Raw genomic sequence first — 15,885 nt, forward strand, 5'->3', positions numbered from 1 at the left:
CGGGGGGCGCGGGGCCCGGCTCAGGAGTCGCGCGAGGGGTTGTTCTCGCGGGAGAAGTCCCCGTGGCGGATCAGGTTGTAGAGCCGCTCCCCGGTGGAGGCCGGGGTGAAGAAGAAATCCCGCCGGTAGGTGCGGCCGAGCACCGAGTACCGGAGGGCGTCCGCGCCGGTGCGCCCGAGGTAGCGGGGGCCGAGGCGGACGAGCAGCCGCAGGAACTGCGGCGCGGTGATCTGCGGGCCGAACCAGTGGTTGACGGAGATCGAGGCCGACTCCGCGCGGATGTAGTGCCACCACCCGCGCGGGATGAACAGGGCGTCGCCCGGCTCCATCACGGTGGTGAGCACGTCGGCCCGGGCGAACTTCGGGAAGGCCGCCCGGTCGACGTTCTCCGGGTCGACGCGGCTGTTGACGATGTTGTCGAGGAACGGGTAGACGTACGGGGTCTGCGCGAAGGGCACCAGGACGACCCGCTTGCGGCCGTGCACCTGAACGAAGATGTTGTCCTTCAGGTCGGAGTGCAGCCCCGAGCAGGTGTCGGCCGAGCCGATCCACAGCCGGGTGTCGGTGGGCTCCTCGCCCGGCCCGGTCAGGGCGGTGAAGTCGAAGGCGGTGTCGTAGTCCCGGAACAGCTCCTCGGGCCGGGCGTAGCCGAGGTAGCAGGGGGCCGTGCGGTCCGGGCTGCGGATGAGGTCGGTGAACTCGGCGAAGGGCATCCGCGACTCGTAGCGGTCCTGCCCGCCGGGCAGGCTCCCGCCGAGCGCGGGCAGGTCGGTCATCACGGTGACGACCCGGTCGCCGGCCTCCGCCGCCAGGCCGTCCAGGGTCCAGCGGGCGGCGGGCCAGCCGTCGGTCAGGCCGCGGAGCTTGACGGGCTGCGCGGCGGCGACGGCCCGGCCCAGCCAGGGCAGGGCGTCCTGGGAGACGGTGCGGATCCGGTGGGTGCCGGTCATGAGCTGGCCAGCCCTCCGGCGGTCTCCCCGCCGTCGAGGACGAAGCACTGGCCGGTGGAGAAGGCCGCCTCCTCCGAGGCGAGGAACGCGGCGAGGGCGGCCACCTCCTCGGGCGTGCCGAGGCGTCCGGCGGGGATCTTGGCGGCGCACGCCTCGATCTCCTCCTCGGTGTACTCGCGGCGCTGCATGTCGGTGAGCACGTAGCCGGGGCAGATGGCGTTGAACCTGATGTCCGGGGCGAGTTCCAGCGCCATCGTGCGGGTCATCTCGATGACGCCGGCCTTGCTGACGTTGTAGGCCACGTAGTTCGGCATGCCGACCATCCCGCTGACCGAGGCCGTGGTGATCACGACGCCGCGGGCGCCCGTGCGCCGGAAGAGCCGGGCGGCGCGCTGGGCGACGAAGAAGGCGCCGGTGAGGTTGGTGTCGATGACCTGGGACCAGGACTTCGGGGAGACCTCCAGGCAGGGTTCGCGCAGGCTGACCCCCGCGTTGTTGAGGACGAGGTCGAGCCCGCCCCAGTCGCGTTCCAGCTCGGCGAGGGCCGCGTCCAGGGCGTCGACGTCGGTGAGGTCGCAGCGCAGGGCGCGGGCCCCGGGCGGCAGGGCGGCGGGGTCGGCCTCCCGACGGTCCAGCAGCGCCACCCGGGCGCCCTCGGCGGCGAAGCGGCGCACCATCGCCGCGCCGATGCCCGAGGCCCCGCCGGTGACCAGGCACCGCGTCCCGGCGAAGCGCTCCGTCGCGGCGTTCACCGCACCACCGCGTACGCCTGCTGCCCGCGCGGGCTCGCCGCGGCCAGCACACCGCCCGCCGGGTGGGGGCCGGTCGCGCACACCTTGCCGAGGGACCCAGGCGCCACCAGGTGGACCTCGTGGCCCCGGGCGCCCAACTCCCGTACCACCGACGGGTCGAAGGCGTCCTCCATGATCAGGGCGAGCGGGCGGGCCTGCCGGGGGGTGAAGGAGGTGGGGACGTGGTCGGTGTGGAAGGTGGCGGCCTCGACGGCGGCCTGGGGGCTCATGCCGAAGTCGACGTGGTTGAGGAGGAAGCCCAGCGTCCACTGGTCCTGCTGGTCCCCGCCCGGGGTGCCGAAGGCGAGGTACGGGCGGCCGTCGCGCAGGGCGATGCTGGGGCTCAAGGTGGTGCGGGGGCGCTTGCCGGGGGCGACGGTGTTGTTGTGGCCGTCCACCAGCCAGGCCATCTGGCCGCGGGTGCCGAGCGGGAAGCCCAGCCCGGGGACGACCGGGGAGCTCTTGAGCCAGCCGCCGCTGGGGGTGGCGACGACCATGTTGCCCTCGCGGTCGGTGGCGCTGACGCAGCAGGTGTCGCCCTTGGCAGCGGTGCGCCGCAGGACGGTCGGGATGCCGTTGTCCAGCTGGAAGAGCCAGTCCGGGTCGGAGGGCGGGTGCGGGGCGTCGAGGACGGGGGGGATCCACGGGCTGCGCCCGCCCGGCGAGCCCGGCCGCAGGACGCCCGAGGCGGTGGCGCCGATCAGCGCGCGGCGGACGGCGGAGTACCCGGGGTCGAGCAGGTCCGCCATCGGGACGTCGGCGAACTCCGGGTCGCCGTACCAGGCTTCGCGGTCCGCGAAGGCCAGCTTGGCGGCCTCGACGACGGTGTGGACGTGGTCGGCGCTCCCGTGGCCCATCGCGGCGAGGTCATACCCCTCCAGCAGGGCGAGCTGCTGGAGGAAGACCGGGCTCTGCGACCAGGGGCCGGCCTTGTGGACGGTCAGGCCCCGGTACTCCAGGGCGATCGTGTCCTCGACGGCGGGGCGCCAGAGGGCCAGGTCGGCGCCGGTGAGCAGGCCCCGGTTGCGGCGGCCGGTGGAGTCGACGGGCTCGCTGGTGGCCAGGAACTTGTCGACGGCCTCGGCGACGAAGCCCTCGTAGAACGCCCTGGTCGCGGCGTCCGCCTGGCCCTCGCGGCTGCCGGCGCCGGCCTTCGCCTCGGCCACCAGCCGGCGGTAGGTCCCGGCGAGCACGGGGTTGCGCATCCGGGCGCCCGGGGCCGGGGAGGCGCCGTCGAGCAGGTAGGTGCGGCCCGACTCCGTCCACTCGTCGCGGAAGAGCGGCGCCATCACGTCGATCATCTCGGCGGCCTTGGGCAGCAGCGGGTAGCCGTCCTCGGCGTAGCCGATCGCGGGCGCCAGCACGTCCTCCACGCGCAGCCGGCCGTAGTCGCGCAGCAGGCGCATCCACGCGCCGAAGGCACCCGGGACGGTCGCGGCGAGCAGCCCGGAGCCGGGGATCGCGTCGAGGCCGCGGTCGCGCAGGGCCTGCGGGGTCGCGGCCTGCGGCATCGGGCCCTGGCCGCAGACGACGCGGGTGGTGCGGCTCGCCGCGTCGTACACCACGATCGGGACGTCTCCGCCGGGGCCGTTCAGATGCGGCTCGACCACCTGGAGGACGAAGGCCGCCGCGGTCGCCGCGTCGAAGGCGTTGCCGCCCCGGTCGAACATCGCGGCGCCGGCGGCCGAGGCGAGCCAGTGGGTGGAGGACACCGCGCAGTTGGTGCCGTGGAGGTCGGGGCGGTGGAGCATGGGGGGCCTTTCCGGGGGCGGGGACGGGCTGGCGGGGACGGGCTGGCGGGAACAGGCTGGCGGGGACGGGCTGGCGCTGCGGTCGTCTCGTACGGTCCGGCCGGCCGGTCAGTCGGCCGTGGTGATGCGCCCCGAGGCGACGGGGGTGACCTGGCCGGTCGTCGCGCCGCGGACCACGTGCCCGCCCTCGACCGACACCGTGCAGGCGAGGGTGGCGGGCCTGCCCAGGTGGGCGCCCTGGTGGACGGTGTAGGGGTGGGCGCCGTCCGCCCCGGGCAGCCGGCCGGCCTCGGCCAGCAGGGCGCCCAGGGCCATGGCGACGGGGCCGCAGGCCGGGTCCTCGGGGATGCCGAAGCCGGGGGCGAACAGCCGGGCGTGAGCGGTGCGTTCGGCTTGGTCCCAGGCGAAGAGGCAGAGCGCGGGCAGGCCCGCCCCGGCCATCCCCGGGAGGTCCGGGCGGGCCCGGCCGAGTGCGGACCGGCGGACGGGCAGGAAGGCGAAGCCCGCCCCGAAACCGGCGGAGCGGGCCGTCAGGCCGCCCGGGCCGTCAGGGCCGTCAGGGCCGTCAGGGCCCTCCAGGTCGCTCCCGTCGAGCCCGGTGAGCGCCAGCAGCGCCTTCGGGTCGAGCTCGGCGCCCCGGACGGCGCCGGCCGCGGTGAGCGTGGCCCGTCCGGGCTCCGCCGTCAGCCGCTGACGGCCCGTACCGCATTCCTGGATCAGCGGCCCGGCCGGGACGAACCCCAGCCGGACGAGGGTGGCGGCGGTCCCGACGGCCGAGTGGGACCCGTGGGGTGACTCGGCGGCGGGGGTGAAGACGCGCACCCGGTAGGCGCAGGCCGGGTCGGTCGGCGGGAGGACGAAGACGGTCTCGGTGGCGTTCAGCTCCGCCGCGATGGCCTGCATCGAGGCGGTGGAGAGGCCCAGCGCGTGCGGGACCACGCCCAGGGGGCTGCCGCCGAAGGGGCGGTCGGTGAACATGTCGACGATCTGGTAGCCGATCATGCGGCACGCTCCTGCGCGATGACCTCGGCGATCTCCTCCAGGACCTTCTCGCTGCCCTGGTAGGGGAAGCCGGCGCGGGGCCAGTGAGAGACCACGTCGGTGAATCCGATCCCGGCGAAGCGCCCGCAGGCGTCCCGGTAGCTCGCGCCGGACGCGCTGACCTCGCCGATCATCGCCCCGGTGACGACCAGTCGGCGCAGGGTGGCGGGGTCGCGGCCGATCGCGGCGCAGGCGTCGTCCAGGTGCTCGGCCTGGGCGCGGAGGTCGGCGAGGGCCTGCTCGTAGGGCTGCGGCTCGCCCCAGCCGGGGTGGCCGCCCGTCACCCAGATGTCGGCGTGGCGCGCGGCCAGGGCGAGGCCCCTCGGTCCGGTGGCCGCGACGGCGAACGGCACCCGGGGGTGCCGCAGGCAGCCGGGGTTCAGATGGACGTCGCGCGCGGTGTAGTGCTCGCCCTCGAAGGTGGTGACGGGCCGGCGCAGCAGGAGGTCGGTGAGTTCGACGAACTCCTCGAACCTGCCGGCGCGTTGACGGGCCGTCGGCACGGGCAGGCCGAGCGCTTCGTCGTCGTACCCGCCGCTGCCGGCGCCGACGCCGAAGAGGAACCGGCCGCCGGAGACGTCGTCCAGGGTCATCAGTTCCTTGGCGAGGGTGACGGGGTGCCGGAAGGCGGGGCTCGCCACCAGGGTGCCGATCCCGATCCTTTCGGTCACGGCGGCCGCGGCGGCCAGCGTGGGGACGGCCGCGAACCAGGGCTCCGCGCGCAGCGTCCGCCACATCAGGTGGTCGTACGTCCAGGCGTGGTCGAATCCGAGCTCCTCGGCGCGCTGCCACCGGCCCCGGGCCTCGGCCCAGCGCCCTTCGGGGAGCAGGACGACGCCGTGCCGCAGCGCGCTCACGCCAGGGCCTGGTCGGCGGCGGGGTCGGCGGCGAGCCCGGCGGCCAGGGCCGAGACCCGGAACAGGGAGGCGGCCAGGTCCTGTTCGCAGGCCAGGACGTCGGCGTCCCGCAGTTCGGTGGGCAGCTCCTCCTCCGGGAGGGGTTCGGGGTAGAGGCCGTTGGTGGCGAGGTCGATGACCACGGCCTTGTTGCGGCGCAGGAGTTGGGCCAGGACGGCGTCGGCGCCGACCGGGGCGCGCTGGGTGAGGAAGTAGCAGTCGAAGATGCCCTCCCACATCCGGTGGCCCTGCGCGGCCTTCTCGGCGACGGACTGCTGGAGGAGGGAGCGTCCGCTCTCGACCAGTTTGGAGGCCACGCCGAGGTGGATGCGGTGGCACAGCTCGATCTGCGCGACCAGTTCGGGCGCCCGGGCGGGCTGCACGGGCGGCACCCGGCGGCCGCGGAACAGGCTGCGCACGGGCGGGAAGTCGGGGGCCCAGGTGCCGCTGAAGGTGCTGTGCAGGCGGAACATGCTCGGGCGGATGATCGCCCGGTAGATGGCCGGAGTGCAGGAACCGGTGTAGAGGAGCATGCCGCTGTACGCCCGCACGTACTGGATCAGGGCCTCGGTGTCGGCCTCCCCCTCGCCCTGGTCGGGGGGCAGCCGCTTGAGGGCGTCGGCGATGAGGCGCCACAGGACGAAGGAGATGTGGTGCCCGATCATCCAGCGGAACCAGAAGAGCTGTTCCAGCGCCTCGCGCCCGACGGCCGGGGTGGTGGTGCCGAAGCCCTTCTCGGCCTGCGCCAGGAGGAGGAGGCAGGCCCGGGTGGTGTCCGGGTGCCGCTCGTCGTCGAGCAGCTCCTCCTTGGGGTCGGGCATGATCAGCGGCTCGAGGCCGTACGGGTAGTCGCTGAAGTCCCAGCCCTCGGGGCCCGGCGGCGACAGCGCCGCGACCGCCGACAGCCGGGTCACGGCGCCTCTCCCGTGACGGAGCCCGTGAGGCAGGTGAACTCGAACTCCAGGCCGTTGACGTCCAGGCAGTAGAAGCTGTGCGTCCCCATGTCGTCGACGATGATCTCGGTCGGCGCCTCCGGGCGCAGGAAGACGTAGCGGCCGGAGGCGAACAGCTCGTTCCACCGCTCGCGCCACACCGGCAGGTCGGCCGGGGCGTCGACGCTCAGGCACACGTGCTGGTACTGGATCCCGGTGGCCGTCGGGGGTGTGACGCCCGCGGGCTCCTCGCGTTCGAAGAGGTGGAAGTTGGCCGGCCCGAGGGCCACTTCGGCCATGCGCAGGATGCCGGGCAGCCGGGATCGGGTCAGTTCCGAGAACTTGTCGGTCGCCCAGGTGGGGCGGCATCCGAAGTAGTCCCGGTACCAGGCGATCGAGTTGTCGAGGTCGAAGGTCTGCAGCGCGATGTGGTGGAAGTCGGGCGCGGCTGCGGGTCGGGCCATGCGGGTTCCCCTCCGTCGTCAGTGTGGACCGGCGTCCCGTCGGCCGGTCCACCGCTCAGGTGCGGTCCAGTTCGAAGATCACCTCGCCGACGGCGATGTCGATCGCGTGGGTCCTGCGCAGCGTCCAGCCGCTCCCGTCGAAGACGGACTCCCAGTCCTCGCGGGTGGGGATGAAGGTGCCCATCAGGTCATGGGCGAGCTCGAACCCCAGGGTGAACACGGGCAGTTCGGCGTCGTCGAGGCCCTGGGAGCGGGTGGCGTCGCCGATCAGCAGCCGACGGGCCCGCGGGAAGAGCGTGCGCAGGCGGAGCAGGGCGGCCGCGCAGCGTTCGCGGGGCCAGAAGTCGTGGCCCATCATGAAACAGGTGAGGACCTCGACCTCGGCGAACTCGGGGCGCGGGTCCAGGTCCAGGACGTCGGCGTGGACGAACTCGACGCGCTCGCCGAGGCCCTCCGCGTCGGCGGCGGCCCGGGCGAAGTCCAGGGCGGGGCGGGCGATGTCGACGCCCAGGGCGCGGGAGTGCGGGTAGCGGCGCAGGACCTGGAGCAGCCGTTCGCCGCTGCCGCAGCCCAGGTCGGCCACCACGCGGACGTCGAAGTCGAGTCCGTCCAGCGCCTCCCGGAACCAGGGGTCGTAGCAGAAGGCGCTGATCTCCCGGCAGGCGTAGGCGATGGCGGCGCTGTCGCGCCGGTAGTACTCGCCCTTGCGGTTGCCGGTCCGCGCGACCTCGGGCATCCGCTGGAAGAGGTCGCCGCTGCCGCGGGTGAGCCAGTGGAAGAAGGAGCGGGTCCGGCAGGTCTCCTCGAACAGGGGGCCGGCGCTGACCTTGGCGCCCTCGCGCTCGACCACGTCCACCGCCGACAGGGCGCGGCACAGACCCAGCAGGGACGGGGCGTCCAGGTCGTGCTCGCCGGCGAACGCCTGGACGTTGACGACCCCGCGCGCCCGGATCTCGTCGAACAGTCCCAGCTCCCACGCCGCGCTGATCGCGGAGGCCGCGACCGCGGAGTTGAAGATGCCGGCCACCGCTCTCTCTGAACTTCCCCTTGCCATATCTGTCCCCTCTTGCACATGAATCACATGAATCACAGAAGGATGCTGGTGTGCGGGATTGTGATCGGCACTCCGGGACGGCACGGAAGGCCCCCAGGATCTACTCGGCACAATATGCCCACCCACGATCATTCTCACGAGTGATCTGCGTCACACGACAGCCGGATTGACGTAAGCATGCCCTCTCGTCACGCTGGTTGCATCTGTGCGTAGACGTCGCTCGATCGATTCCGGTGATCGATTTCGTGATCGACTTTGCGATCAATTCTGTGATCGATTCTGTGATCGACTGCGACGACCGGAGAAACGGCCGGAGAAAAATCCCACCCGCAGGAAAGTGCACTCAGTCATCCCTGATGTCCCTTTAATCCCGCGAGGAAAGCGTGGCGGAGCTTGACATGTCCGATTCAGGTAGTTTTGACCCCCTGACGCCCCCCTCGCCGGTTTCCTCCTACACGGAATGGGACCCACTGGAGGAGGTCATCGTCGGCACGGTCGACGGCGCCGTGTTCCCGCCGTGGCACATCGCCCTCGAACCGGTCATCCCCGCCGACCAGCGGCAGACCTTCCGCGACCACGCCGGCCGGCCGTTCCCCGCCGAACGCATCGCCCTCGCCCGCCAGGAGCTGGAGGAGTTCTCGCACGTCCTGAGCGCGGAGGGCGTCACCGTCCGGCGCCCCGAGGCCCCCGCCCAGGACCGGCCCTACGCCACCCGCGACTGGTCCAGCACGGGCCTGTACGCGGCGATGCCCCGCGACGCCCTGCTCGTCGTCGGCGAGGACGTCATCGAGTGCCCCATGGCCTGGCGCTCCCGGTACTACGAGACCCTCGCCTACCGCCCGCTGCTCAAGGAGTACTTCCGCGGCGGCGCGAGATGGAGCGCCGGCCCCAAACCCGAGCTCACCGACGAGCAGTACGACCTCGACTGGACGGAGCCCGGCCCCGGCGAGCCGACCCGGCTGGTGGTCACCGAGTTCGAGCCCACCTTCGACGCCGCCGACTTCACCCGGTGCGGCCGCGACATCATCGCGCAGAGGAGCAACGTCACCAACGACTTCGGCATCTCCTGGCTGCGCCGCCACCTCGGCCCGGATTACCGGATCCACGTCCTCGAGTTCGACGACGCGCACCCGATGCACATCGACGCCACGCTCGTGCCGCTCGCCCCCGGAAAACTCCTGGTCCACCCCGACCGCGTCCGCGAGGTGCCCCGGATCTTCAAGGGATGGGACGTTCTCCGGGCGCCCCGGCCCGTCATTCCGGACTCCCACCCGCTGTACATGACCAGCAAGTGGATCAATATGAACCTGCTTTCGCTGGACGAGACCAGGGTCGTCGTGGAGCGCGGCGAGGAACCCATGATCGACGCCCTCAAGGAATGGGGGTTCGCGCCCGTTCCGTGCAGCTTCCGGAATTTCAACAGCTTCGGTGGATCCTTCCACTGCGCCACCCTCGACGTGCGCCGCCGGGGTTCGCTCGAATCGTATCTCGATTACTGACGACTCTCGATTACCGACGACGGCCGTCGTCCAGGCCCCGACAGGGAGAATTCAGGATGCCGGACCGTGGAGCCCGACGCGTCGCGCTGATGGCTGGCCAGCAGGGGCTCTGGTACGCGCACAGGTTCGATCCCGACAGCGCGATGCTCAACGTCGGCGAGTACCTCGACATCGCCGGGCCGCTCGACACCGGCCTGTTCGAGGAGGCCCTGCGGCGCACGGTGGCCGAGGCCGAGACGCTGCGGCTGGCCTTCGCCGAAGGCGAGCAGGGCCTCACCGCGAGCGTCGATCCCTCCCTGCGGCACCCGCTGACGGTCGTCGACGTCAGCGCGGAGGCGGACCCGCACGCGGCGGCCCTGGCCCGGATGCGCGAGGACGTCGACCGGGCGCGCGACCCGCTGCGCGGCCCGCTCGTCACCTTCGCCCTGTTCCGGCTCGGCGCGGACCGCTTCCACTGGTACCAGGGCTGCCACCACCTGGTGAACGACGGCTTCGGCTTCCCCCTGGTCGTCAGGCGCCTCGCCGAGATCTACGCGGCCCTCACCGGCCACACCCTGGACGAGGGCACGCCCCTCGACTCCGTCGACGTACTCACCGAGGCCGAAGCCTCCTACCGCGCCTCCCCGGACTTCGCCGAGGACCGCCGCTACTGGCGCGAGGAACTCGCCTCCCTCCCCCGGCCGTTGAGCCTCACCGGACGCACCGCCGCCGGCCCGGCACGCCGCCGCCACCGGGAGCTCGACCGGCTCGACGGACCGTCCGCCGACCGCCTGAGGACCGCCGCCGCCCGGCTGGGCACCAGCCTGGCGGGTCTGATGACGGCCGCCACCGCCCTGTTCGCCACCCGCGCCACGGATGAGAGCGAGGCCGTCATCGGCTTCACCGTCCCCGGCCGGGGCCCGGGCCCCGAACTGACCGTCCCCGGCGTGATGGCGAACATCGTGCCGCTGCGCGTGCCCGTCCACGACGGCGACACCGTCCAGCAGCTCGTCGACCGCTGCTCGCTGAAGGTCCTGGAGGCGGTGCTCCACCAGCGCTACCGCTACGAGGACATCAGGCGCGACCTGGGCCTCGTCCCCGGCGAGGAGCCCTGGACCGTCTCCCTGAACGTCATGCCCTTCGACTACGGCGGCGACTTCGCCGGGCACCCCTTCACGGCGCACAACCTGTCCACCGGACCGTTCGAGCACCTCTCCGTCGCCCTGTGGGACACCGCCCGCGGAACGGACCTGCACCTGGCCGTCGACACCGACCCCGAGCTCTACACCGCGCAGGAGCACGCCGCCGCCCGGCTGCTGCTCCTCGAGGCGCTCGACCGGATCACCACGGCCCCGGCCGACACCCTCCTGGGGGACGTCGACACCCTGCCCGCGCCGGTGCGGCGCACCCTCCTGGAGGAGTGGGGCAGGGGGACGGGCGCCCACCCGACCGCCACCCTGACGGGCCTGCTGGAGGCGCAGGCCGCGCGCACCCCCGACCGCGTCGCGCTGGTGTGCGGCGAGGAGCAGCTGACGTACGCCGAACTCCACGGGCGGGCGCAGCGGTTGGCACAGGTGCTGCGCTCGCGCGGGGCCGGGCCCGACCGGTACGTGGCGGTGCTGCTGCCGCGTTCGGCGGACGCGCTGGCGGCCCTCCTGGCGGTGCTCAAGGCCGGGGCCGCCTACCTGCCGCTCGACCTCGGATACCCGGGCGAGCGCCTCGCGTACATCCTGGAGGACGCCCGGCCGGTGCTCGTCCTGACCGACGCCGCCTCGGCGGCGCGCCTCCCCTCCGGCTGGAGCGACCGCCTGGTGCTGACCGATGCGCAGGCCGAACCTCAGGCCGAGGCGCAGACCGAGGCACAGCCCGATACTCAGACCGGAGCGCAGCCCGGCGTTTCGCAGCCCGTACTGCCCCGTCACGCCGCCTACGTCATCTACACCTCCGGCTCCACCGGCCGCCCCAAGGGCGTGGTGATCGAGCAGGCCTCCGCCGCCCAGCTCGTGCGGCACGCCGTGGACGCCTACGAGGTCGACGGGACCTCCCGCGTCCTGGCCGCGTTCGCCCTCACCTTCGACGGCTCCGTGCTGGAGACCTTCGTCCCGCTCGCGGCCGGCGCCCGCGTCGTGCTCGCCGACGACCGGGAGCGCCTCGACGTGGACGCGCTCCAGGAGTTGATGCTGCGCCACCGAGTGAGCACGGCCCACCTGTCCCCCGCGCCGATGCGGATGATGCGGCCCGAGCTGCTGCCGGACCTGCGCGTGGTCTCGGCCGGCGGCGACCGGGTGCCCGGCGAGCTCGTCGACCAGTGGGCCGCCGGGGGCCGCCGGTTCTGGAACGGCTACGGGCCGACCGAGACCACCGTCGACTCCGCCCAGATGCTCTGCCTGCCGCCCTCCGGCGGGCAGGCTCCTCCCATCGGGCGGCCCGTGGCGCACGCCCGCGTCTACGTCCTGGACTCCTCCCTGCGGCTGCTGCCGCCCGGTGCCGTCGGCGAGCTGCACATCGCGGGCGAGGGCCTGGCCCGCGGGTACCTGGGCCGCCCGGGCCAGACCGCCGCGCACTTCGTCCCCGACCCGTTCGGCCCGCCCGGCAGCCGGATGTACCGCACCGGGGACCTCGTCCGCTGGTCCCCCGAGGGGGACCTGCTGTTCCTGGGCCGGGCCGACGACCAGGTCAAGATCCGCGGCTTCCGGATCGAACTGGGCGAGGTCCAGGCCGCGTTGACCCGGCACGAGGCCGTGGTCTCCGCCGTGGCCGTGGTCCGGGACGGCGCCGGTACGGGCCCGCGCATCGACGCCTACGTCGTCCCGGCGCCGGGCCGCGCGCCGGACCCGGCCGAACTGCGGGACGCGGCGGCCGCGTTCCTGCCCGCGTACATGGTCCCCGCCACCGTCACGCTGCTGGAGCGGCTGCCGGTCACCAGCGCCGGAAAGGTCGACCAACGCGCCCTGCCCGCACCGGAGTTCACCCCCGGAACCGGCCGCAAGCCGCGGACCCCCGGCGAGACGGCCCTGTGCGCGATCTTCGCCGAGGTGCTCGGCCTGCCGGAGGTCGGCGCCGACGACGGCTTCTTCGCCCTGGGCGGCCACTCCCTGACGGCGACCCGCCTGGTGGCCCGCATCCGGGCCGAGCTGGGCCGCGAGGTCGCGATCCGCACCGTCTACGAGGCGCCCACCGCCGCCGAGCTGGCCGAACGCCTCGACGGCGGCTCCCCTGCCCGGCCCGCGCTCACCCGGCCCGTGCTCACCCGGGCCGTACGCCCCGAGCGCGTCCCGCTCTCCTACGCGCAGTCGCGGCTCTGGTTCCTGCGCCAGTTGCAGGCCACCGCCGACACCTACAACAACGCCCTCGCCCTGCGGCTCACCGGCCCCCTGGACACCGGCGCCCTGCGGGCCGCCCTCCGCGACGTGACGGACCGGCACGAGTCCCTGCGGACGGTGTTCCCCGCCGAGGACGGCCACCCGTACCAGCACCTCCTCGATGCCCCCGAGCCGCCCCTGCCGGTGACGCCCGCCGACGAGTCCGGGCTGCCGGGGCTCATCTCGGCGGCGGCCCGCCACCCGTTCGACCTGGCCACGCAGCCGCCGCTGCGGGCCCACCTGTTCCGACTCGCCCCGGACGAGCACGTGTTCGTGCTCGTCATGCACCACATCGCAGGCGACGCCTGGTCCGTCCACCCCCTGCTGCGCGACCTCGGCGCGTGCTACGCCGCCCGCCTCGAAGGGCGCGCCCCCGCCCTCGCGCCGCTGCCCGTCCAGTACGCCGACTACACCCTCTGGCAGCGCGCCCTGCTGGGCGACCCGGTGGACCCGGAATCCGCCATGGCACGTCAACTCGCCTACTGGAAGCGGACCCTGGACGGCCTGCCGAAGGAGACCGCGCTGCCCGCCGACCGGCCCCGGCCCACCGAGGGCTCCCACCGGGGCGGGACCGTCCCCCTGACCCTCACCGCCGAGCTGCACACCGCGCTGGTCGGGCTGGCGCGGGCCCAGGACGCCAGCGTCTTCATGGTGCTCCAGGCCGCCACCGCCCTGCTGCTGGCGCGGATGGGCGCGGGCGAGGACGTCCCGATCGGCTCCCCGGTGGCCGGGCGCACCGAGGACGCGCTGGCGGACCTGGTCGGCTTCTTCTCCAACACCCTGGTCCTGCGCACCGACCTGTCCGGCGACCCCACCTTCGCCGAGCTGCTCGGCCGGGTCCGCGAAGCCTGCCTGGACGCCTACGGCCACCAGGACGTGCCCTTCGAGCTGCTGGTCGGCGAACTGGTCGCCGAGCGCTCCCTCTCCCGGCACCCGCTGTTCCAGGTCGCCCTGGCCCTGCGCAACAACCGGGCCGGCGAACTGCGCCTGCCGGGCGTCGAGGTCGCGGCCGAGCCGGTGGCCACGGACACCACGCCCTTCGACCTGGTGGTGGAGTTCGACGCCGAGTCCGCCGACCCCGGGGCCCGCCTGCCGGGCCTGCTGCACTACAGCGGCGACCTGTTCGACCGGGGCACCGCCGAGGCCGTCGCCGACCGGCTGCTCCGGCTGATCGAGCAGGTCGTACGGGACCCGGGCCTGCGGATCAGCCGGTACGAGCCGTGGTCCCGCGCCGAGCGGGAGCTGGTCCTGCGGGAGTGGAACCGCACCGGGCACCCCGTCCCCGCCGTCACCCTGCCGCAGCTGCTGGAGTCCTGGGCCCGGCGGACCCCGGAGGCGACCGCCGTCCTCGCCCCCGACGGCAGCCTGAACTTCCGCGAATTCAACGCCCGCGCCAACCGCCTGGCCCGGCTCCTCGCCGCCCGGGGCATCGGCCCGGAGGCCGTCGTCGCGGTGGCCGTCCCGCGCTCCCTCGACCTGATCGCGGCGATCTGGGCCGTCCTCAAGACCGGCGCGGCCTACATGCCGCTGGACCCGTCCTACCCGGCGGAGCGCACGGCGCTGCTGCTCGCCGACGTCCGCCCGGTTGCCGTCCTCGCCACCCTCGCGACGGCCTCCCGGCTGGGCTCCACAGACGCCCCGCTCATCCTGCTGGACGAGCCCGCCACCGCCGCCGAGCTCGCCGCCCGGAGCGAGGAGGACCTCGGGCCGGGCGACCGGACGGCGCCCCTGCTGCCCCAGACGCCGGTGTACGTGATCCACACCTCCGGGTCCACCGGCAGCCCCAAGGGCGTCACCATGAACGCCGGGGCGATCGTCAACCTGGTCCACGCCCACCACGCCTGGATCCGCCGCGGCAGGCCCGGCCCCGGCGGAGCCGTCGCCCAGGTGTCGGCGATCAGCTTCGACGTCTCGGCCTGGGAGATCATCGAGACCCTCGCCACGGGCCGCCGGCTCGCCGTCCCCGACGAACAGGTGCGCCGGGACCCGGTCGCCCTGGCCCGCTGGCTCGACGAGCACCGCGTCGAGCAGCTCTGCGCGCCCAACGTGATGATCGAGGCCCTCTGCGAGGCCGCCCTCACCCAGGGTCTGGCCCTGCCCGCCCTGCGCGAGATCGGGCAGGGCGGCGAGGCCCTGCGGCTCGGCCCGGCCATGCGCGCGTTCCTCTCCGCCCACCCCGAACGGCGCCTGCACAACCTCTACGGCCCCACCGAGACCCACCTCGTCACCGCCTTCTCCCTGCCGCCCGCGCTCACCGGCTGGACCTCACCCACCGCCCCCGTCGGCGGCCCGATCCGCAACACCCGGATGTACGTCCTGGACGGATCGCTGCGCCCGGTGCCGCCCGGCGTGGTCGGCGAGCTGTACATCGCCGGCACCGCCCTGGCCCGCGGCTACTGGAACCGCCCCGGCCTGACGGCCCAGCGCTTCGTCGCCGACCCCTTCGGTGGAGCGGGCGAGCGCATGTACCGCACCGGAGACCTGGTGCGCTGGTCCACCGACGGCCACCTGCTGTACACGGGCCGCACCGACGACCAGGCCAAGGTCCGCGGCTACCGGGTCGAGCCCGGCGAGGTCGAGGCCGTCCTCGGCGGCCACCCGGAGGTGGCCCAGGTCGCGGCCGTGGTCCGCAAGGACGCCGAAGGGGAGAACCGGCTGGTCGCGTACGTGGTGCCCGCCCCCGGCGCGAGCCCCCGGGAGACGGACCTGCGCCGCCACGCGGCCGCCCTGCTGCCGGACTTCATGGTGCCGACCGTCGTCCTCACCGATTCCCTGCCCCTGACCATCAGCGGGAAGGTCCACCGCCGGGCGCTGCCCGCCCCCGACTTCTCCCGGCTGGTCTCCCGGCGCAAGCCCCGCACGGCCGACGAGCAGGCGCTGTGCGAGCTGTTCGCCGCCGTCCTCGGGCTGGAGGAGATCGGCACCGACGACTCCTTCTTCGACCTCGGCGGCCACTCGCTGCTCGCCACCAGGCTCGCCGGCCGCATCCGCACCGCGCTCGGGGTCGAGGTCGACGTCCGGGCGGTGTTCGAGGCCCCGACCGTGGCCGCCCTGGCCGAGCGCCTCCGCGCCCCCGGCGCGCCGTCCAGGCCCGCACTGCGGCGCATGCCCCGGCCCGGGGAGCACCGATGACCCTGTTGCCACGGGTGCCACTGTTGCCACGCTT

At 73.8% G+C, this 15,885-nt stretch carries 10 protein-coding genes; 2 read left to right on the forward strand and 8 right to left on the reverse strand.

Going from position 1 to position 15,885, the window contains the following annotated elements; translation table 11 throughout:
• Nucleotides 1–20: 20 nt before the first annotated feature.
• From ACIBCA_RS03810 to ACIBCA_RS03845, 8 genes are all read right to left on the reverse strand, one after another.
• Nucleotides 21–950: a cupin-like domain-containing protein gene (locus tag ACIBCA_RS03810; protein ID WP_396281174.1), complete on the reverse strand. Its 930-nt coding sequence runs from the start codon at nt 948–950 to the stop codon at nt 21–23.
• A complete protein-coding gene (locus ACIBCA_RS03815; protein ID WP_396281175.1) occupies nt 947–1,702 on the reverse strand; it encodes an SDR family NAD(P)-dependent oxidoreductase in 756 nt (251 codons plus the stop codon). Before ACIBCA_RS03815 ends, ACIBCA_RS03810 begins: the two co-directional genes overlap by 4 nt.
• A complete protein-coding gene (locus ACIBCA_RS03820; protein ID WP_396281176.1) occupies nt 1,699–3,492 on the reverse strand; it encodes a gamma-glutamyltransferase family protein in 1,794 nt (597 codons plus the stop codon). The genes ACIBCA_RS03815 and ACIBCA_RS03820 overlap by 4 nt, the downstream gene beginning before the upstream one ends.
• 108 nt (nt 3,493–3,600) lie before the next feature.
• Nucleotides 3,601–4,494, reverse strand: coding sequence for a PhzF family phenazine biosynthesis protein (locus tag ACIBCA_RS03825; protein WP_396281177.1), 894 nt, complete (start codon nt 4,492–4,494; stop codon nt 3,601–3,603).
• A complete protein-coding gene (locus tag ACIBCA_RS03830) occupies nt 4,491–5,390 on the reverse strand; it encodes an LLM class flavin-dependent oxidoreductase (RefSeq protein WP_396281178.1) in 900 nt (299 codons plus the stop codon). The genes ACIBCA_RS03825 and ACIBCA_RS03830 overlap by 4 nt, the downstream gene beginning before the upstream one ends.
• Nucleotides 5,387–6,343, reverse strand: a complete 957-nt coding sequence (locus ACIBCA_RS03835) for a hypothetical protein (protein ID WP_396281179.1) — start codon at nt 6,341–6,343, stop codon at nt 5,387–5,389. Before ACIBCA_RS03835 ends, ACIBCA_RS03830 begins: the two co-directional genes overlap by 4 nt.
• Complete coding sequence (locus ACIBCA_RS03840) at nt 6,340–6,825, reverse strand: VOC family protein (protein WP_396281180.1); 486 nt, start codon at nt 6,823–6,825, stop codon at nt 6,340–6,342. Before ACIBCA_RS03840 ends, ACIBCA_RS03835 begins: the two co-directional genes overlap by 4 nt.
• Before the next feature lie 55 nt (nt 6,826–6,880).
• Nucleotides 6,881–7,852, reverse strand: coding sequence for an SAM-dependent methyltransferase (locus tag ACIBCA_RS03845; protein WP_396281181.1), 972 nt, complete (start codon nt 7,850–7,852; stop codon nt 6,881–6,883).
• 425 nt (nt 7,853–8,277) lie between these two features.
• Here ACIBCA_RS03845 and ACIBCA_RS03850 point away from each other — a divergent pair, with 425 nt between their 5' ends.
• Together ACIBCA_RS03850 and ACIBCA_RS03855 are read left to right on the forward strand one after the other, a co-directional pair.
• Nucleotides 8,278–9,378, forward strand: coding sequence for an amidinotransferase (locus ACIBCA_RS03850; protein WP_396281182.1), 1,101 nt, complete (start codon nt 8,278–8,280; stop codon nt 9,376–9,378).
• A 56-nt stretch (nt 9,379–9,434) separates the two neighbouring features.
• Nucleotides 9,435–15,851, forward strand: a complete 6,417-nt coding sequence (locus ACIBCA_RS03855) for an amino acid adenylation domain-containing protein (protein WP_396281183.1) — start codon at nt 9,435–9,437, stop codon at nt 15,849–15,851.
• The last annotated feature ends 34 nt before the right edge of the window (nt 15,852–15,885 follow it).

Source organism: Kitasatospora sp. NPDC051170, assembly GCF_044455705.1.
Classification (GTDB): Bacteria; Actinomycetota; Actinomycetes; order Streptomycetales; family Streptomycetaceae; genus Kitasatospora.